We start from the raw sequence: 19,272 nt of genomic DNA on the forward strand, positions 1-19,272 counted from the left end.
GCGGAGCGCGTCGGAATGGGGGTCAGAACGTCGGCGGCGGGGCCGGTTGGACGTCGAGGCCGAACTGGCGGGCGACGTGCTCGATCAGCACCGGCTTCACCGCATCCAGCCCGGACGGGCCGCCCAAGTCTAGCATCGAGGTCACCTGCAGCCCCTGATAGCCGCAGGGGTTGATGCGCTGGAACGGCTCCAGGTCCATGGCGATGTTGAACGCCAGGCCGTGGAAGGTGCAGCCGCGCCGCACGCGGATGCCCAGCGCGCCGATCTTGGCGTCGTTGACGTACACGCCCGGGGCGCCGTCGCGGCGCTGGGCGAGGATGTTCCAGTCGGCCAGCGTGTCGATCATGGCCTGCTCGATCCGGTGGACGTATTCCTTGACGCCCACCTTCAGCCGCTTCAGGTCGAGCAGCGGGTACAGCACGATCTGGCCGGGGCCGTGGTAGGTCACCTGGCCGCCGCGGTCGACGTGGATCACCGGGATGTCGCCGGGAAACAGGACGTGCTCGTCCTTGCCGGCCTGGCCGAGGGTGAACACCGGGTCGTGCTCGACCAGCCACAGTTCGTCGGGCGTGTCCGCCGTGCGCGCGTCGGTGAAGGCTTGCATGGCGTGCCAGACGGGCTCGTAGGCACGGCGGCCCAGGTCGCGCAGGCGGGCCGAGGGCACGGTGGGCGCCGGCTCGGGCGCGACGACGACCGGCTCGCTCAGAGCGTCCACTTCACTTCCGGGTGTTCGCGCAGCACCTGATGCGCCAGGTCGTACTGCTCGCGGCTGGTCGCACGGAAACTGATCCGCACGGACACATAGCGCCCGTTGCTCGACAGCTTCCAGTTGACGGTTTCGTGCAGGACTTCGATGCCTGCATCCAGCAGCAGCGTCGGCAGCACCGTTTCCAGGTCCTTCTCGGCCGCGCCCATGGCGCTCAACTCGAACGTGCCGGGGAACTGGAAGCCGTGTTCCGGGTTGTCGGATTTGATTTCCATGGCGGTCATTATGGGTCTGCCCCCCGGCAAACCCAACCCGGTTTCCGGCCTGCACAGGCGTTGCAGCGTCAGGCCGCCAAGCGCACTTCCTGTTCATCCGGACGAAGACGGACACGTGCCGACCGCCCCTCGTTCGCGACGCGGCGCCTGCCTCGCGGCCTCTTCAGACTTCGTCCTATTTCGACGGACGGCGCGCGCGCCGAGACTTCGCGGGCTCGAACACCGGCCCGGCCCATGACCCCTGCGTTCTCCCACCGCGCGCTGATCGCGCTGCTGGCCGTCCACACCTCGGCCCTGGCCGCGCTGGCGCTGATCCTGTCGCTGATGGTCGCCGGCTATGGCGAGACCGGCACGGCAGACGCGCTCGCGATCGCGGCACCGTGCATCGCTTTGTTGTACGCCCTGGCCATGGCGACGTACCTCGTCACCGCCCGGCTGCTGCGACAGGGCCGCCACAGCGCGGTGATCGGCTGGCTGTTCGGCTACGCCTGCGTGCCTTTGCCGATGCTGGCCGCGATGCTGCTCTGACGCCGGTTCCACGCCCAACAAGACACGCCCAACAAAAAAGGCCGGCTTGCGCCGGCCTTTTTGCTATGTGAGTGCGAGGTCGGATCAGTCCGACTCCCACCACATCCAGAACTCGTCCCACAGGCGCTTGAAGAAGCCGCCCTGCTCGACCGCGTTGAGCGCGACCAGCGGACGCTGCGAGACGACCTTGCCGTCCAGCATCACCTTCACCGTGCCGATCTTCTGGCCCTTGGTGATCGGCGCGACCAGCGTCTTGGGCACGTCCATCATCGGCTTGAGCTGGTTGTACTTGCCGCGCTGCACGGTTACCAGCAGCGGTTCGTCGACGCCCAGCTGCACTTCGTCGGACGCGCCCTTCCACACCTTCTGCTTCGCCACGGCCTTGCCGGTGTCGTAGAGCTTGTGCGTCTCGAAGAAGCGGAAGCCCCAGTTGAGCAGCGCCTGGCTGTCGTTGGTGCGCTGGTCGTCGGACGTGGAGCCCATGACGACCGAGATCAGGCGCTGGTCACCGCGCTTGGCCGACGCCATGAGGCAATAGCCGGCGCCGGAGTGATGGCCGGTCTTGATGCCGTCCACGGTGGAATCGCGCCACAGCAGGCGATTGCGGTTCGACTGGGTGATCGGGCCGACCGTGAATTCCTTGATCCGGTTGTACGAGTACGCGACCGGGAAATCGTGCACCAGCGCGCGGCCCAGCAGCGCCAGGTCGCGCGCGGTGGAGAAGTGCTCCGGATCCGACAGGCCCGTCGGGTTGACGAAGTGGCTGTTCTTCAGGCCGATGCGCGCGGCGTACTGATTCATCAGCGCGGCGAAGGCGTCGGTGCTGCCGGCGACATGCTCGGCCAGCGCGATGGCGGCGTCGTTGCCCGACTGCACCACCATGCCCTTTTCCATCTCCAGCAGCGGCGCGGTCTTGTTGACCTCGAAGCCGGAGTAGCTGCCGTCGGTGCCGGCGCCGCCGACGCGCCAGGCGTTCTCGGTCATCATGACCTGGTCGTCGCCCTTGACCTTGCCGGCGGCCATTTCCGCGGCGATCACGTAGCTCGTCATCACCTTGGTGATGCTCGCCGGCTCCAGGCGGGTGTCGTAGTTCTCGCCGGCCAGGATGTTGCCGCTGGCGGCGTCCATCAGCACCCAGGCGGTGCCGGTGATCTTCGGCGGCGGCGGCACCGGCAGCGATTCGCTGGCGGCCGGCAGCGCGGTGCGCGGCGCGGGCGTGGTCTGGGCGAGCGCGAGGCCGGCCACGAGGGTGGCAGCGGCCGCGACGACGGCGGCTCTGGCGAGAGCGGGGACTTTCATTTTCGGTACGGCTCCGGGCGCCGGCGTCAGGCCGGCCATTGGCAAGAGTGGGAAGAATTCTAGTCGCGGACGCGCTGCGGCTGCCCGAATCCCAGACCGGCGATGCGGGCGGCGAGTTCCGTGGCCTGGGCGGCCTGCAGCGGACCGACGCGCAGGCGCCAGATGGTCTGGCCGTTGGCGCTGGCGTCGCTGAGCTGGGCGGTGTCGATGCCGGCCTCGCGCAGGCGGGTCAGCGCGCGGTCGGCGTTGGCGCGGGCGGTGAAGCTGGCGACCTGGAAGACGACCTTGTCGCCACCGGCCGACGCGGGGGCCGCGACCGGCACCGTGGCGGCGGGGAGGGCGATGGGCGCGGTGACGGCCGGGCTCGGGGCAGCGGACTGGACCGATGCGACGGCGCCGGCAAACTTGCCACCGTTCGCGTTCATCGGCGTGGGCTTGCCGGTGGCGATGCGCACGCCCGGAGGCAACACGGCGGCGCCGGCGGTGCCGACCGGGATCGCGGCGACAAGGCGGTCCATAGCGCTGGGCGACTTCTGCGGTGCGGGGGGCGTGGGCTGAGGCGTCGGCTGGGCAGTCGGCCGCTCCGGCGCGGAGGCGTAGATCGGCGCGTCGTCGCCCGGCTTCAGCGCACGCACTTCGACCTTGCCCGTGCCCTTCTGGGTGATGCCCAGCTTCACCGCGGCGGCGTAGCTGAGGTCGATTACGCGCCCTTCGTGGAACGGGCCGCGGTCGTTGACGCGCACCACCACCGACTTGCCGTTGTCGAGGTTGGTCACGCGCGCGAAGCTCGGCAGCGGCAGCGTCTTGTGCGCGGCGGTGAAGGCGTACATGTCGTACACCTCCAGGTTGGACGTGCGGCGTCCATGGAACTTCTGCCCGTAGTACGAGGCCGTGCCGCGCTCCACATACCCCTTGGTGTCGTCCATCACCTTGTAGGTCTTGCCGAGCACGACGTAGCTGGGGCGATTGCCCACGGCCGAACGCGGTTCGTTCGTGACCTCGGGCTCGGGGATGGAATCGACGTCGGGCACGTAGTCCGGCGTGGTGTCCTTCACGCCCGGCTTGTAGAGCCCGCCGGCGGTGTAGTGGCCGCGCGTGTTCGGGTCTTCCTGGGCCGGGGCGTAAGGCGATTTCTTCTTGCTTCCGGGAAGCGGTGCGTGATGCACGCCGCCACGATCCGGCGCGGCTGTGGGCCGCGAAGCAGACTTCTTCGGCGAACTCGCGCAGGCGGCGAGACAGACCACCGCGACCGCCAGGAGCGTCCGGGCGGCCACGGTGCCGAGGGCAGGCAGGCGCATCATGCGGACGGCTGTCCTGCGGGTGCGGCCGCGACCGGCGCATCACCGTTGCCGGCGATCGCCTGGCTCAACTGGTACACCGCCATCGCGTAGTGCTTGGAGATGTTGTAGCGGGTGATCGCGTAGAAGTTGCGGAAGCCGAACCAGTACTCCGGCCCGGCATCGCCGTCGAGCTTCACCACCGTGGCGTTCTGTTCCGGCGGCGTCACCGGCTGCAGCGGGCGGAAGCCGCGCGTGGCCAGGTCGCTCATCGTGTACAGCGGATCCAGGCTTTCCGGCTCGATCGGCTGCGCATTGGCCGACGCATTGGCGCGCACCGTCACCGGCCCGCCGCGCACCCAGCCGCCCTTCTGCACGAAGTAATTGGCGATGGAGGCGAAGACGTCGTCGAGGTTGTTGAACAGATCGCGCTTGCCGTCGCCGTTGCCGTCCACCGCGAACTCGCGGTAGCTCGACGGCATGAACTGGCCCCAGCCCATCGCGCCGGCGTAGCTGCCCTTGAGCGCGGTGATGTCCAGTCCGGTTTCCTTGCCCAGCGCGAACAACTGGGCCAGCTCGCCGCGGAAGAACGCTTCGCGGCGGTTCTCGCGATCCAGCTTGGCCGGATCGCCGCTGCGCGGATAGGCGAAGGCCAGCGTGTACAGCGCATCGAGCACCGGATAGGAACCGGTGTTGCGGCCGTAGTTGGTTTCCACGCCAATGATGGAGACGATCACTTCGGCGGGGACGCCGTACTTCTCCTGAGCGCGTGCGAGTTCTTCGCGGTGCTCGGCCAGGAAGGCGCGGCCGCCGTCGATGCGCGACTGGGTGATGAAGATCGGCCGGTAGTCGCGCCACGGCTTGGCTTCGGCCGGTTTGGACATCGCGGCGACGATGCTGTCGCGGATCTGCGCCTTCGCCAGCACCGATTCGATGTAGGCCGGGTCGATTCCGTACTGCGCGGCGGTCTCGCGAACGAACGCGGCACGCGCGAGGTCCAGCGGCTGCTGCAGCACCGGATCGGGCAGCGCAGGCGTGCCCGGCACCGGCCTGGCCGGAGCGGCGGGGGTGGAAGTCTGCGGAACGGGCGCGGAGGCCTGGGTGGCGCAACCGGCCAACGCGAGAAAGGACGCGCTGATCACGGCGCTACGGATTAAGTGGCGTCGGGTCATCGACGCGAGGGTAGCACGCGCTCCGGATGGCCAGAACCGCACGTTCATGCAGGACAGGGCATCGAGTCAGGTTCGCGCGGCCCTGCCCTGCACGATGAACAGGTGTGTCAGCGCGCGTAGATCGGCCGGTGCGCGCGAACGGCCATCACCACGCCCAATCCCGCCAGCAGCGAGACGGCCGACGTGCCGCCGTAACTCAACAGCGGCATGGGCACGCCGACCACCGGCAGCAGGCCGGAGATCATGCCGCCGTTGACGATCACGTACACGCAGAACGCCAGGCCGAGCGCCCCGGCGATCAGTCGCGAATAGCCGTCGCGCGCCTCCGCCGCGATCCACAGGCAGCGGCCGATCACGAACAGGTACAGCGCCAGCACCGTGCCCACGCCGATCCAGCCGAACTCTTCGCTCAGCACGGCGAAGATGAAGTCGGTGGTGTGCTCGGGCAGGTAATTGAGGTGCGACTGCGAGCCCTGCCCCCAGCCCTTGCCGGTGAGGCCGCCCGCGCCGATGGCGATCTTCGACTGGATGATGTTCCAGCCGGTGCCCAGCGGATCGGACTCGGGATTGAGGAAGGTGAGGATGCGGTCCTTCTGGTACGGGCGCAGCAGCCAGAACCACGCGACCGGCGCCACGGCCGCGACCGCGCCGAACGCCATGCCGAACCACCACCACGGCAGTCCCGCCAGGTACAGGGCGAACGCGCCGCTGGTGGCAACCAGCATCGCGGTGCCGAAGTCGGGTTGGAGCAGGATCAGGCCGGTCGGCACGGCGATCAGCACGCCGGCGATCAGCACCGTGCGGAACCGCGGCGGCAACGCCTGCCGATCGAGGTACCACGCGACCATCATCGGCAGGCTGAGTTTGAGCAGCTCGGCCGGTTGCACGTAGACCACGCCGAGGTTGATCCAGTGGCGGCCGTGCTTGCCGGTGCCGATCAGCAGCACCAGCACCAGCGGCAGCAGCGAGGCGCCGAACACCAGCGGCGTCCAGTTGCGCAGCTGGTTGGGCGGCACGCGCGAAAGCGCCCACATCACGCCCAGACCGGCGACGAAGAACGCACCCTGGCGCACGACCAGCCCCATGGCGTGATCGGCGGCGCTGTACAGCACCGCCAGGCCGATCACCATCAGCGCCAGCAGCGCGCCGAGCAGCGGCAGATCGAGCGTGCGCGCGAAGCGCACGAGCAGGTCGAACAGCCAGCGCAGGATCAGCCTCATCGGGTGGGTTCCTGCGGTGGGGTGGGTTGCGGTGGCTGTTGCGACAGCGGTTGCGATTGTCCCGGCTGCGGCGCTTCCCTTCTCCCGCTTGCGGGAGAAGGTGCCCGGAGGGCGGATGAGGGCAAGGGCGCCGGCGGCGTTGAAGTCACCACGGCCGCTTCGTTCGCCCTCACCCCTCTCCCGCCAGCGGGAGAGGGGCTCGATACAGCCGTGGCGCCCGCCGCGACGGGCGTTCCCGCCACCGGCAGCAACGTCGGCACCGGACCGGCCGCCGTGCCGGCGACCGCAGTCACCGGCGCCGCATGCGGCTGGGCCGGGCGCGTGTACTTGGGATCGGTCGGCACCGGATCGGGCATCTTGCCCAGCAGCCAGGCATCGAAGATCTTGCGCGCGATCGGCGCCGCGGTGCTGCCACCGAAGCCGCCGTGTTCGACCGAGATCGCCACCACGATGGTCGGGTTGTCGGCCGGCGCATAGCCCACGAACAGCGCCTGGTGGCGCAGGTGGTAGGGCAGCGAATGCGGATCGAAGCTCTGGCTGCCCTTGCGGCTGATCTTCTGCGCGGTGCCGGTCTTGCCGGCCATCATGTACGGCGCGCCGATCGCCATCGCGCGGCCGGTGCCGCCGGCGCCATGGATGGTCTGGATCATGCCTTCCTGCACCGCGCGCAGGTTGCTGGCGTTGTCGGTGATGCGCGATGGCGCGGGCTGCGGCAACGGCACCCACGGCGTGTCGTAGCCGTCGCGGCGCTCCGAGACCAGGTGCGGTCGCATCAGGTCGCCGCCGTTGGCGATCGCTCCCGTGCCGCGCACCAGCTGCAGCACCGTGGCGATCCAGTAGCCCTGGCCGATGCCGGCGTTGACCGTCTCGCCCGCGTACCACGGCTCCTTGGTTCGCTTGCGCTTCCAGTCCGGCGACGGCACCACGCCCTTGTTCTCGCCCGACAGGTCGATGCCGGTGGGCGCGCCGAATCCATACTTGCGCATGTATTCGTCGAATCGCTCGATGCCCATCTCGTAGGCGAGCTTGTAGTAGTAGAAGTTCACCGACGCGGCGATCGACTTGCGCAGGTCCGTCCAGCCCGCACCGCCGTGCGCGTCGCGCCAGCCGCGCTTCTGCCCGGGGATGTAGAACGTGCCGGTGGAGAACACCTTCGACTCGGGCGTGCGCAGCCCGCTGTCCAGGCCGGCCAGCGCGATCAGCGGCTTCACCGTCGAGCCCGGCGGGCCGCCGCCGAGCACGTTGCGGTTGAACAGCGGGCGCGACGGGTTGTCCATCAGCGCGCGGTAGTCGACGTTGGAGATGCCGTTGACGAACAGATTGGTGTCGTAGCCCGGCAGGCTGACCATGGCGAGGATTTCGCCGGTGCGCGGGTCCATGGCGACGGCCGAGCCGTCCATGTCGCCGAACGCCGTCACCATCGCCTGCTGCAGGTCCAGGTCGATGCTGAGCTTGAGGTCGGCGCCCGGCGTGGCCGGAACATGCCCGACCTGGCGCATCGGCCGGCCGTCGACGTTGGTCTCGATCTGCTCGTAACCGACCTTGCCGCGCAGCGCTTCCTCGTAATAGCGCTCCAGGCCGGTCTTGCCGACGTGGGTCAGCGCGGCCCCGCCCTCGCCCAGGTCCTTGAGGTCGTCGGCGTCGATGCGGCCGACGTAGCCGATCACGTGCGAAAGCAGTTCGCCGTAGGGATAGCGCCGGTTGAGGTAGGGCACCAGGTCCACGCCGGGGTAGCGCCAGCGGTCCACGGCGAAGCGCGCGGCCTCGTCCTCGGTGACGCGCAGCTTGAGCGTGATCGGCTTGAAGCCGCGCGTGGCGCGACGCTCGTCCTCGAACCGCGCCTTGTCCTCGGGCGTCAGCGCGATGATTTTCGCCAGCGAGGGCAGCCAGGTGTCGGTCTTGCCGGCTTCGAACGGCGTCACTTCGATGCGGTACGCCGGCACGTTGTCGGCCAGCACGCGGCCCTTGCGGTCCAGGATCAGCCCGCGGCCCGGCACCACCGGACGCAGCTTGATGCGGTTGGCTTCCGAGCGCGTGGCGTAGTCGGCGTGCTGCAGGACCTGCAGGCGGAAGTACCAGAAGCCCAGCCCGGCCAGCGCCGCCAGCACGCAGATGAAGGCGATCGCGGAGCGCAGGCGGAACTGGTTGGCTTCGGCTGCGCTGTTCTTCAGGACGCGACGACGCGGGCCCATCTCAGCGCGCCCTCCAGCGGCCGTGACGGAGGGAATCCAGGCCAACGTACACCAACGGCCACAGCAGCAGGCCCGTCAGCGGCGACAGCCAGGTCAGCGGCAGCGGCGTGCGTTCGCCGACGGCGAGGTGAATCGCCGCGATGACGATGCAGTCGTTCAACAGCAGGCCGCCGATCGCCAGCGCCTGCTGCGACATCGGGAAGAAGCGCAGCCGCGCGCGGAAGCGCTGCAGGATGTAGGCCATCACGACCAGGCGCAGCGCGTGTTCGCCGAACAGGCTGCCGTACACCAGATCGCCCAGCAGCCCGACGATGAAGGCGACGCCCAGGCCGACGTGGTCGGGGTCTTCGATCACCCAGTAGGCCAGCACGAGCGCCAGCCAGAACGGCCGCAGCGGCTGCAGGGCCGGCGGCAGCGGCAGCAGGCCCAGCATCAGCGCCACGACGATGCTGAGCGGCAGCACCCATTGCGGACGGACGCGGCTCATCGGCGGGCCTCCGGCGGCGCGTTGGGGCGCGGCGGTTGGACCGGCGCGGACGCGGGCGCATTCGGTGCGGCCTGCGTGGCCGGCCCGCTGGACGGGGTCGGGGTCGCTGGCGCGGTTCCGCCCGTCGCAGCAGGCACGACCGGCGACACCGCCGTCGCGGCTCCGCCCGCGGCAGGCGCTGCGCCGGCATCCGACGGGGTGAACGCCGTGGCGGCCGGCAGCGGGTTCGGCATCGACAGCAGCACCAGCACCTCGCGGCCGCGGTCGAGCTGCGCGGCCGGCGTCACCTCGCCGACGAGGAAGGCGCGGCTGTCGTCGGGCTTGAGCGAGGCGATCGTGCCGACCGGGAACCCCGGCGCGAAGCGGCCGCCCAGGCCCGAGGTGACCAGCACGTCGCCGACCTTCACGTCGCTGGAGAGCGGCACGCTGGTCAGGCGCAGCCGGTCGCTGCGCCCTTCGCCGTACACCACCAGCCGCACGCCATTGCGCGCCACGGCCACCGGCACCGCGTGCGAGGGATCGGTGAGCAGCAGCACGTTCGCGTACATCGGCGTCACGGCGATGATCTGGCCGAGCAGGCCGCCGGAGTCGATCACGTTCTGCCCGACCTCCACCCGGTCGCGCGTACCGGCATTGAGCACCAGTCGCTGCCGCGTGGGGTCCAGGTCGATGTCCAGGATCGGCGCCAGCTTGACGTCGAGGCGACCGCGCTCGGCGGCGTCGAGCAGTCCGCGCAGGCGCGCGTTGTCGGATGCCAGCGTCTGCAGGCGGGCCATGCGCGCCTGATTGAGCATCAGGTCGTTGCGCAGGCGGCGGTTCTCGGCGGTGAGCTGGGTGAGCGTGCCGGCATCCTCGCTGATGCGCTCCACCACCTGCCCGGGCCAACCGGCGACCATCCACAGCGGCTGCACGAGCAGGGTCACCTGCTGGCGCGCCTGCGCGAGCCAGCCGCCCCGGTGGTCCAGGACGATCAGCACCACCGCCAGCGCGAGGTAGGCCAGCAGCTTGAGCGTGCCGGCCACGTCACCGGGACGTGCTGAGGTGGGTGGGCCGGCGTAGGTGGGCATGGGGCCGGGAATGGGGAATCGGGAATGGAGAGTAGGAGAGCGTCGCGCCTGTGCGCTTGCCATGCCGGCGGAGCACCCCGCCCCGCCCGGCATGCTTGTACTGGGACCAGGCCGGGAACGCCGCAGCGCAGCCGCAACGATTCCCGATTCCCGATTCCCCTTCTGCGGCTTATTCCGGCGCGAAGAACTCGTTGCCGTGCATGTCGACCAGTTCCAGCGCGCGACCGCCGCCTCGGGCCACGCAGGTCAGCGGGTCGTCGGCGACCTGCACGTGCAGGCCGGTTTCCTCGCTGATCAGGCGGTCCATGTCGCGCAGCAGCGCGCCACCGCCGGTGAGCACGATGCCGCGCTCGGCGACGTCGGCGCACAGTTCCGGCGGGGTCTGCTCCAGTGCCAGCTTGATCGCCGAGACGATGCCGGCCAGCGGCTCGCGCAGCGCTTCGAGCACTTCATTGGAGTTGATGGTGATCATCTTCGGCACGCCCTCGGCGAGGTTGCGGCCGGAGACTTCCACCGTGGCGGCCTTCTGCTGCGGGTAGGCGCAGCCGATCTCGAGCTTGATGCGCTCGGCCGTGGCCTCGCCGATCAGCGTGCCGTAAGTGCGGCGCACGTAGCTGATGATCGACTCGTCGAAGCGGTCGCCGCCGATGCGGACCGAGGCCGAATAGACGATGCCGTTCAGCGCGATGACCGCCACTTCCGTGGTGCCGCCGCCGATGTCGACGACCATCGAGCCGCGCGCCTCGGTCACCGGCATGCCGGCGCCGATGGCGGCCGCCATGGGCTCCTCGATCAGGTAGACCTCGCGGGCACCGGCTTCTTCGGCCGATTCCTTGATCGCGCGGCGCTCGACCTGGGTCGAGCCGCAAGGCACGCAGACCAGCACGCGCGGGCTCGGGCGCAGGAAACGGCTCTTGTGCACCTTGCGGATGAAGTGCTTGAGCATCTCTTCCGTATAGGTGAAGTCGGCGATGACGCCGTCCTTCATCGGGCGGATGGTCGTGATGTGGCCCGGGGTGCGCCCGAGCATCATCTTGGCCTCGCTGCCGACCGCGGCGACGGTCCGGTTGCCGCCGATCAGGCGGTCCTGGCGGACGGCGACCACCGACGGCTCGTTCAGCACGATGCCCTGGCCGCGCACGTAGATAAGGGTGTTGGCCGTGCCCAGATCGATGGACAGGTCGTTGGAGAACATGCCGCGAAACTTCTTGAACATCGAGGATCGGCCGTGGAATGAGGGGCGAGCGAGGGGTTCGCTAGCCTAACAACGCCCCCCTTGTCGAGCAAGGAAAAAACCCGGATTTCCCGGTACTTCCTGCGCCTTCAGTCACCTTTCGGATATGTCCTAGGCCAGTTCGCGGTGGCGGGCCGCTCCCGGCGGCTGGCCGTGGACGCCCCCAGCGGCTACCCTAGCGCCCGCGCGGCACTGGGCCGCCTCCCGCGATTTTCTCGCAACCGCCGTACGCCGCCTGCGCGGCCGGCCTCCTCGACCTGGGTACTTCCGATGTCTGCACTGATCTGCGGATCCATGGCCTACGACACCATCATGGTGTTCCCGGACCAGTTCAAGAACCACATCCTCCCGGACAAGGTGCACATCCTGAATGTGTCCTTCCTCGTGCCGCGGATGCGCCGCGAGTTCGGCGGCTGCGCCGGCAACATCGCCTACAACCTCAAGCTGCTGGGCGGCAACCCGATCCCGATGGCCACCGCCGGCCAGGACTTCGGTCCGTACCGCGAGCACTTCGAGCAGCAGGGCATTCCGCTGGATCACGTCAAGATCATCCAGGAACTGTTCACCCCGCAGGCCTTCATCACCACCGACCACGACAACAACCAGATCACCGCGTTCCATCCGGGCGCGATGATGCGGTCGTACGAGAACCACGTTAAGGACGTGAAGGGCGTGACGTTCGGCATCGTCAGCCCCGACGGTCGCGAAGGCATGCTGCAGAACGCGCAGGAATTCGCCGACGCCGGCATCCCCTTCATCTTCGATCCGGGCCAGGCGATGCCGTTGTTCAACGGCGAAGAGCTGCGCAACTTCATCGAGCTGGCGCAGTACGTCACCGTCAACGACTACGAGTCCAACCTGCTGCAGGAACGCACCGGCTGGAGCGAGGGCGACATCGTCAAGCGGGTGAAGGCCTACATCACCACGCGCGGCCCGAACGGCTCGCAGATCCACACGCCGGAGAAGACCTTCGACATCCCGCCGGCGCACGAGCGCCGCGTGACCGATCCGACCGGCTGCGGCGACGCGTTCCGCGCGGGCCTGATCTTCGGCATCGAGAAGGGCTACGACTGGCTCACCATCGGCCGCATGGGCAACCTGATGGGCGCGCTGAAGGTCGAGCATCCGGGCACGCAGAACCAGCGCTTCGACTTCGACGAGTTCAGCGAGCAGTTCAAGCAGCAGTTCGGTTACGCGCTGTAAGGCCGGGATTCGAGAATCGGGATTCGGGATTCGCAAGAGCAGCGCTTCTTCGAATCCCGAATCTCCAATCCCAAATCCCGACGCCGCGAAGCGGCGTCACATCATGTGCGCCAGCCAGAGCATCTCCGGCGCGGCCAGGCGCTCGAACTCGCGATACGGCATGCGCACCACTTCGGTGTGGTTGCCGGCGTTGAACGCGATCTCGTCCTGGTGCGCCAGGCGCGAATCGACGTACACCGGCATGCCGTACAGATGCCCGAACGGCGGCATCGCGCCGGGCTCGCAGTCGGAGAACGCCTCGCGGAACTCGCTCTCTTCGGCCAGTTCCACCGGCACGCCGCCCAGCGCCAACGACAGGCGGTAGAGATCGGCCCGATACGCAGATGGCATCACCACCATCGCCAGCCGTCCATCGGCCTTGATCATCACCGTCTTGGCGAAGTGATTGGGCTCCACGCGCGTGGCCGATGCGGTCTCGTGCGCGGTGACGGTGCGCGGGTGCGTCAGCGTCGTGTAGGGCGCCTGGCCCTGGTCCAGCAGATTGTGCAGACGTGGGGAGAGCATGGCGTCCTCCACCCAATGCGATGCCGCGCCGACTGCGATCCGATCGCGTCGCATGCGGCTGGCGAACCGGCGCGGGCTTCCGTGCTCGCGTCGCCCGATACACGGCACATGGCCGGCATCGGGGAGGAGCTTACGAATGCAGCGCGTAAGGCAGTGTGGAGACGCGGACCTTCAGCCGCGCGCGTCACGCGACGCCGCCAGCGCGATGCCGGCGCGTTGCAGGATCGCGTTCAACGCCTTCTCGTCGCCCATCGTAGGTCTGGTCGGCTTCCAGCGCCACGGCTCCATCGATGACGATACCGACCTGCCCGCAGCCGTAGCAAAGCAGGACTTCGTAGCGGTGGTCATGCGCCTGGAAAGCGATCGCATGGCGATACTCGGGGATGCAAGCGGCCGCATAGCTGGGGACCTTGGACAACGACGCATGCAGCGCGTCCCGAACGGCCGCCGCATCCGCCGCACCAACGACTGTCCTGCCCAGGATCTTGTTGCGATCCAGACACGCATCGCGCGTGCACCACTCCTTCTCGCTGCGTCGCCACGCGGCGGTCTGCTCGCGATCGAAGATCTCGCGCTGCGGCGTGCCATAAGCGGGCGGGGGGCCCGCCGGTGCAGGCGGCTGCCACGGTTGCAGCGAGTACAGCTCGAACCTCTCGGCCTTTGCCATCGCCTCCAGCGCCTGCGCGCGCGGCGAGCCGGGCTCGGGCGCGGACACACGGGTTTCGGGCAGGACCGCGGGCTCGTCGGAAATGCGCAGCCCCGCCACGACGTCCTCGGGCGCCGCGGATCGTCCGGACTCCCGGCACCCGGCCAGCGCGACGAGCAGCAGCGCCAGGCCCAGCGCACTGGCCGAAGCCTTGCGCCTGCTCAGTTCCACTTCGGCATCCGCGACGAATCCAGCCCAGCTACTTCGAACACCGCCGTGCGCGTGCCACCCGCCTTCACCGGGAATTCGATCGCGATGACCTTCGCGCCTTTGACCGTCTTCCACAGCATCTTCTCGTCCTCGATGAACATGGCGATGGCCTCGTCGGTCTTCGGGCGGCTCGCGTCCACCGGCTTGGGCGCGGCATCGTCGACCTTCAGCTTCACCTTGCAGCCGCCGTAGCAGTCGAAATCGCCCTTCTCCAGCACGAGGTAGCTGCTGCGGCCCCAGTCGGGCCGGTCGCGGAAGATCAGCTGCACCGGACGCGGGCCGCTGCCGTCGGTGTCGACGTGATCCTTGGCGTAGATCGACGCCGAAACCTGCTCGCCCTTCTCCACCGGCTGCGTCTGGTACGTCCACAACGCGGCGGTGCGGCGCTGCTCGCGTTCCTGCGCGGCCTTGTCCTTCACCTCGCCATACCGCGCTTCGATGCGGGCGAACGCGGCACTGGCGGGATACTTCGCCGCGAGCACGTCGCCGTGCGCGCGTGCCAGCGCCCAGTTCTGCTTTCCGTATTCGGTCTCGAAGGACTTCGCCATTTCCTCGGCCGCCTGCTCCTGCGCGGCGGCCTGTGCGGCGGCTTCGGCCTTGGGATCGGCCGCCGGCTGGCACGCGACGAGCGCGCCGGCGAGCGCGAGAACGGACAACTGCAATGCAGCGTGCTTCATCGTGATGTTCCTTGTTCGATCAGCGCGATCACCGCACGAGCGACCGCGTCGGGTTGTTCCAGGATCGACATGTGGCCGCAGCCGTCGAGCATGACGCGTTGCGCCTGCGGAATGCGTCGGGCGTACAGCTCCAGTGCGCTGGCGTCGATCACCGCGTCCTGGCGGCACCATAGCAGCAGCGTCGGCTGGCGGATGCGCGCGGCGTCTTCGCCGGGCAGGAAGCGCTCGCTGCCGCGGCCGATGCGATCGAGCACGTGCTGCTCGAAGGCCGCGTCCGCCCGGCGGCGTTCGATGTAGATGCGATCCACCGGCCACGGGATCACCGGCTTGGCTGCATCGTCGAAGAACACCGTGTCCAGGTAGCGTTCGAGCGTGCGTGCATCGCTGACGCCGAACGGATTTCGTCCGGCCAACACGTCCAGGCCGAAGCGGTTGTCGGCGAAGCGCACGCCGGCCGCGTCGATCAACCCCACGCGCGCGACCTTCCCCGGATGCCGCGCGGCCGTGAGCGCGGCGATGCCACCGCCCATCGAATGCCCCAGCAGCACGACGCTGCGCTCCGGCGACACGGTATCGATGAAGCGCGCGACGCGTTCGCTCTGGGCGAGGAAGCCGTAGTCCGCGCGCTCGATGCGCCGGCTTTCGCCCCAGCCGGGCAGATCGGGAATGACGAGTCGGTACTTCCCGCGCAGCCTGCGCGCGACGGAATACCAGTTCTCCTTGCTGCCGGTGAATCCGTGCAGCATCACAACGGTGGGTGCATCGGCCGGCGCGTCGTCGCTGTAGGCGTAGACCCAACGTTCCTCGCCGATCTGCACGCTCGCCTTCGACAGGCCGGCGATGACGCGCTGACGCGTGAAGTCGCCGCTGATGAGGGCGTAGGGGTTGCGCCAGAGGAACGCGGCGGCGGCGAGCAGCAACGCGAGAAGGACGATGGCGAATGTACGCAGCGTTCGACGGCGCAAGCGCGACCTCCCTCCCATCCTCCCCCTGCGAGCAGGGGGAGGGGCAAACGCACGGCTTCGAGCCGCTTACGACTTCGCCGGCTGCTTCGCCTTGGCGATCGTCTCTTCCACCGACTGCGTCGTGATCGGGTGGTAGCCCGCACGCGCCTTGGCGAAGGTGTCCTCGGCCAGCTTCAGGCCTTCGGGCGTCTTCACCAGTTCGACGTAGGTCGGCATTATCAGCTTGCGACGGCCGACGCGGCTGATGAACTCCGCCGCTGCCGCGTTCGCCTGCGTGTAGCCGCTGCGCACCGCCAGCGGGTACCAGCGCTGCGCGATCTCGCCGTTCGGCGTGCCGGTGAACTTGAACGCCGCATCCAGCGCAGCCAGCTGCTCGGGCTTGAGCGTCTGCGGCATGCCGTCGATGAAGTGCACCCACTCCTGCGTGCTCCACTTCGCCGTCGCGCCCGATGTCGGCAGCGTGCCGCCGTCCAGCCACGCCTTGCGCGCGGCATCCACCGCGTCGAAGCGCGGCGACACGGTCTTCGGCGCGCTGTCCGGCACGCCCGGCTCGTAGATCCACTGGTCGAGCTCGGCTTCGGTGACCTTGCCCGGGTACTTGGCGAGCAGGTTGGCCTTGGCGTACTCGATGAACGTCGTGGTCGGGATCGACTGGAACGCGAAGTGGTTGAAGTATTCCTTCAGGAACGGATCGAACGCTTCGCGACCGTAGCGCTCTTCCAGGAATTGCAGGAACCACGCGCCCTTGGTGTAGACGGTCGAGCTGCTCTGGCCGTCCGGATCGGACAGCGTGCCCGGTCGCAGCGCCATCACCTGCAGCTTGGGATCCAGCTCCTTGTACTCGGCGGCCAGCTCGTTACGCGAGATCACCTTCTCCATGTCGGCCGCTTCCTTGCCGTACAGGTCCTCGACGATGCGGTTCTCGACGTAGCTGGTGAAGCCTTCGTTGAGCCAGCTGTCCTTCGGCGTGGAGAACGTCACCAGGTTGCCCGACCAGCTGTGCGCGAGTTCATGCGCCACCAGCGAGACCAGCGACTTGTCGCCCACGATCACCGTCGGCGTGGCGAACGTCAGGCGCGGGTTCTCCATGCCGCCGTACGGGAACGACGGCGGCAGCACGAGGATGTCGTAACGCTCCCAGCGGTACGGACCGTACAGGCGTTCGGCCGTCTGCATCATCTTGTCTGTGTCGGCGAACTCGGCGGCGGCCTTCTTCACCATGCCCGGCTCGGCCCACACGCCGGCGCGCTCGCTGATCGGCTGGAACGTGAGGTCGCCCGCGGCGATCGCCAGCAGGTACGACGGGATCTTCTGCGGCATCTTGAAGCTGTAGTCGCCATCGCGCGCGGCCTTGGGATCGTTGTCGGCGCTCATCAGCACCATCGCGTCCTGCGGCGAGGTCACGTGCGCGGTGTAGGTGAAGCGCACGCGCGGCGTGTCCTGCAACGGCACCCACGAACGCGCGTGGATCTGCTGCGACTGGCTGAACATGAAGGGCGTCTTCTTGCCCTGCGTCATCTCCGGCGTGAGCCACTGCAGGCCCGAGGCTTCCGGCGAGGTGTGGTAGGTCACGCGGATGCGCGCATTGCGCTGCGGCGATTCGATGGTGAACTTGTTGCCGAGCACCTTGTCCTTGTCGGCGACCGTGAACTTCAGGTCTTCCCACTTGCCGTCGCTGCGCTCGCCGACGACCTTCTCGACGGTGATGTCGCGCGTGTCCAGGATGAGCTGCGTCGCCTTCGGATCGAGCCAGTCCAGCGTGTAGGTCGCGCTGCCGCCGAGTTCCTTCTTGTCGAAATCGACCTTGAGTTCCAGTGCGAGGTCGTTGATGCGGACCTTGTCGGGTTCGGAGTACGAGTACTCGTCCACTTCGGCGACGTTCTTCTGGTCGGCGGCGGCGGTCACGGCGGCATCCTTGTTGGCGGTGTCGGCGGGCGGCGCGGCATCGCGCGAACAACCGGCGGCAAGGGCAGCGGCGAGGCACAGGGTCAGGATCGAATAACGCATGCGTGGAACCGTTCTGGCGGGTGAGCGGCCGAGTTTAGCGCCTCCGGGAGGGCTCACGGCAGGACCGCGGCGGTCTTGCGGCATGCCGTACGGCAGCCGATGCCGTATTCACTCTTCCCATTCCCGGCCAGGCGCCAAACCGGCAGTGTCGGACCTTAGGCAAAACCAACGCCCTGCCCACTCGGACGCAGCGGTCCCTTTGGGGCGCGACATGCGGGGAAAATAACCAACTGCACGGCACGGCGGCAGAGACTAGCCTGCGCCCCTTCGTCGAGATCGTAAGGAAGGCACCGTGACCCACCTCATCGCCATCGCCGCCACCGCTCGCGCCAAGGCGAACCGATCGGAAGAACTTGGCGCTGCGTTCATGGCGCTGGTAGCGCCGTCCAGAGCAGAGCCCGGATCAATCGTCTATGAGTTGCATCGCTCGACGCAGGACGCGGACCTGTGGATGGTCTACGAGGTCTGGGCGAGCCAGGAGGCCTTCGACGCCCACCTCGCTACTGCGCACCTCCAGGCGTTCCTCGGCCGGGCCCCCGAGCTCGTCGAGGGGGACATCGACATCCAGCCCTTCGTTCCGCTGACTCGCGCCCCGTAGGCAGAACAGCTCCGATCCTTCCGGGCCCGACTCCGCCGAAATCCGGCTACCTCGGGTCCGAAAGGAACATGACGGCTTACACCTTGTACCCGGTATGGATCGCCACGATCCCCGCCGACAGATTGCGGTAATCGCAACGCGCGAAGCCCGCCGCCTGCATCATCGATTTCAGCTCGTCCTGCGGCGGGTGCTTGCGGATGCTTTCGGCGAGGTACTGGTAGCTGTCGGCGTCGTTGGCGAACAGCTTGCCCAGGCGCGGCAGCACCTGGAAGGAATGGAAGTCGTAGATCGGCTTGAACCAGTCGGCCTTCACTTCCGAGAACTCCAGCACGCGCGCCTGGCCGCCGACCTTCAGCACGCGGTTCATCTCGCGCAGGGCGGCGTCCTTGTCGGTGACGTTGCGCAGGCCGAAGGCGATCGTCACCAGGTCGAACGTGCCGTCCGGGAACGGCAGCTTCTCGGCGTTCATCTGCACGTATTCGAAACCGCCAACCTTGCCCATGTCGGTCATGCGGTCGCGCCCGGTGCGCAGCATCGCGCCGTTGATGTCGCCCAGCACGATGCTGCCCGATGCGCCCACGCGGTCGCGCAGCAGCAGCGCGATGTCGCCCGTGCCGCCGGCCAGGTCGAGCACGCGGTCGCCGCGCTTCACCTGCGCCGTGCCGACGAAGTAGCGCTTCCAAACGCGGTGGACGCCCAGCGACATCAGGTCGTTCATCAGGTCGTAGTTGCGCGCGACCGACGAGAACACCTCGCCGACGAGCTTCTGCTTCTCGCCCGTGGGCACGTCGCGGAAACCGAAGTGGGTCGTGCCGGAGTTGGCGTCTTGCTTCTGGCTGGGATCGTTCATGCGGCGATTATCGCACCCCGTGCCAAACTGCGCCC

At 68.4% G+C, this 19,272-nt stretch carries 18 protein-coding genes and 1 pseudogene; 3 read left to right on the top strand and 16 right to left on the bottom strand.

Annotated features, from left to right (window positions below):
- Nucleotides 1–22: 22 nt before the first annotated feature.
- Together lipB and JI752_RS07210 are read right to left on the bottom strand one after the other, a co-directional pair.
- Nucleotides 23–715: a lipoyl(octanoyl) transferase LipB gene (lipB, locus tag JI752_RS07205; protein WP_216961276.1), complete on the bottom strand. Its 693-nt coding sequence runs from the start codon at nt 713–715 to the stop codon at nt 23–25.
- A complete protein-coding gene (locus tag JI752_RS07210) occupies nt 703–981 on the bottom strand; it encodes a DUF493 family protein (RefSeq protein WP_216961279.1) in 279 nt (92 codons plus the stop codon). The genes lipB and JI752_RS07210 overlap by 13 nt, the downstream gene beginning before the upstream one ends.
- A gap of 234 nt (nt 982–1,215) precedes the next feature.
- Between JI752_RS07210 and JI752_RS07215 the strand changes: the two genes are divergently transcribed.
- Nucleotides 1,216–1,509, top strand: coding sequence for a hypothetical protein (locus tag JI752_RS07215; protein WP_216961281.1), 294 nt, complete (start codon nt 1,216–1,218; stop codon nt 1,507–1,509).
- A gap of 84 nt (nt 1,510–1,593) precedes the next feature.
- Here JI752_RS07215 and JI752_RS07220 read toward each other — a convergent pair whose 3' ends face one another.
- The 8 genes and pseudogenes from JI752_RS07220 to JI752_RS07255 form a co-directional block, all read right to left on the bottom strand.
- Complete coding sequence (locus JI752_RS07220) at nt 1,594–2,808, bottom strand: D-alanyl-D-alanine carboxypeptidase family protein (protein WP_216961284.1); 1,215 nt, start codon at nt 2,806–2,808, stop codon at nt 1,594–1,596.
- Between the two features lie 59 nt (nt 2,809–2,867).
- On the bottom strand, nt 2,868–4,106 hold the full coding sequence (locus JI752_RS07225) for a septal ring lytic transglycosylase RlpA family protein (protein ID WP_254200219.1): 1,239 nt from the start codon (nt 4,104–4,106) through the stop codon (nt 2,868–2,870).
- Entirely contained in the window at nt 4,106–5,227 is a 1,122-nt protein-coding gene (mltB, locus tag JI752_RS07230) for a lytic murein transglycosylase B (protein ID WP_345777328.1), read from the bottom strand. Before mltB ends, JI752_RS07225 begins: the two co-directional genes overlap by 1 nt.
- Nucleotides 5,228–5,364: 137 nt before the next feature.
- Nucleotides 5,365–6,477 carry a rod shape-determining protein RodA gene (rodA, locus tag JI752_RS07235; protein ID WP_216961289.1) on the bottom strand — a complete coding sequence of 371 codons (1,113 nt, stop codon included), beginning with the start codon at nt 6,475–6,477 and terminating at the stop codon, nt 5,365–5,367.
- Nucleotides 6,478–6,809: 332 nt separating this feature from the next.
- Nucleotides 6,810–8,669: pseudogene (gene mrdA, locus JI752_RS07240) on the bottom strand (penicillin-binding protein 2); the annotation flags it as partial.
- 1 nt (nt 8,670) lies between these two features.
- On the bottom strand, nt 8,671–9,156 hold the full coding sequence (gene mreD / locus JI752_RS07245; protein WP_216961295.1) for a rod shape-determining protein MreD: 486 nt from the start codon (nt 9,154–9,156) through the stop codon (nt 8,671–8,673).
- Entirely contained in the window at nt 9,153–10,223 is a 1,071-nt protein-coding gene (gene mreC / locus JI752_RS07250; RefSeq protein ID WP_216961296.1) for a rod shape-determining protein MreC, read from the bottom strand. The genes mreD and mreC overlap by 4 nt, the downstream gene beginning before the upstream one ends.
- A 169-nt stretch (nt 10,224–10,392) precedes the next feature.
- Entirely contained in the window at nt 10,393–11,439 is a 1,047-nt protein-coding gene (locus JI752_RS07255; protein ID WP_137833221.1) for a rod shape-determining protein, read from the bottom strand.
- A 288-nt stretch (nt 11,440–11,727) separates the two neighbouring features.
- Here JI752_RS07255 and JI752_RS07260 point away from each other — a divergent pair, with 288 nt between their 5' ends.
- Nucleotides 11,728–12,660 carry a carbohydrate kinase family protein gene (locus tag JI752_RS07260; protein ID WP_216961299.1) on the top strand — a complete coding sequence of 311 codons (933 nt, stop codon included), beginning with the start codon at nt 11,728–11,730 and terminating at the stop codon, nt 12,658–12,660.
- Between the two features lie 96 nt (nt 12,661–12,756).
- Here the strand turns inward: JI752_RS07260 and JI752_RS07265 are convergent, their stop codons facing one another.
- From JI752_RS07265 to JI752_RS07285, 5 genes are all read right to left on the bottom strand, one after another.
- Entirely contained in the window at nt 12,757–13,224 is a 468-nt protein-coding gene (locus tag JI752_RS07265; RefSeq protein WP_216961302.1) for a YbaK/EbsC family protein, read from the bottom strand.
- A gap of 184 nt (nt 13,225–13,408) precedes the next feature.
- Entirely contained in the window at nt 13,409–14,101 is a 693-nt protein-coding gene (locus JI752_RS07270; RefSeq protein ID WP_216961305.1) for a hypothetical protein, read from the bottom strand.
- Nucleotides 14,092–14,817 (bottom strand): hypothetical protein, encoded by a 726-nt coding sequence (locus tag JI752_RS07275; protein WP_216961307.1) that lies wholly within the window; start codon nt 14,815–14,817, stop codon nt 14,092–14,094. The genes JI752_RS07270 and JI752_RS07275 overlap by 10 nt, the downstream gene beginning before the upstream one ends.
- Entirely contained in the window at nt 14,814–15,782 is a 969-nt protein-coding gene (locus JI752_RS07280; RefSeq protein ID WP_254200221.1) for an alpha/beta hydrolase, read from the bottom strand. The genes JI752_RS07275 and JI752_RS07280 overlap by 4 nt, the downstream gene beginning before the upstream one ends.
- 66 nt (nt 15,783–15,848) lie before the next feature.
- On the bottom strand, nt 15,849–17,789 hold the full coding sequence (locus JI752_RS07285) for a M1 family metallopeptidase (protein WP_216961312.1): 1,941 nt from the start codon (nt 17,787–17,789) through the stop codon (nt 15,849–15,851).
- A gap of 292 nt (nt 17,790–18,081) precedes the next feature.
- On the opposite strand from JI752_RS07285, the gene JI752_RS07290 reads away from it, so the two are divergent.
- Nucleotides 18,082–18,387 (top strand): putative quinol monooxygenase, encoded by a 306-nt coding sequence (locus tag JI752_RS07290; RefSeq protein WP_216961314.1) that lies wholly within the window; start codon nt 18,082–18,084, stop codon nt 18,385–18,387.
- A 76-nt stretch (nt 18,388–18,463) separates the two neighbouring features.
- Here JI752_RS07290 and ubiE read toward each other — a convergent pair whose 3' ends face one another.
- Complete coding sequence (gene ubiE, locus JI752_RS07295; protein ID WP_216961317.1) at nt 18,464–19,237, bottom strand: bifunctional demethylmenaquinone methyltransferase/2-methoxy-6-polyprenyl-1,4-benzoquinol methylase UbiE; 774 nt, start codon at nt 19,235–19,237, stop codon at nt 18,464–18,466.
- Nucleotides 19,238–19,272: the final 35 nt, after the last annotated feature.

This window comes from Lysobacter sp. MMG2 (genome assembly GCF_016735495.2).
Lineage (GTDB): Bacteria > Pseudomonadota > Gammaproteobacteria > Xanthomonadales > Xanthomonadaceae > Lysobacter_J.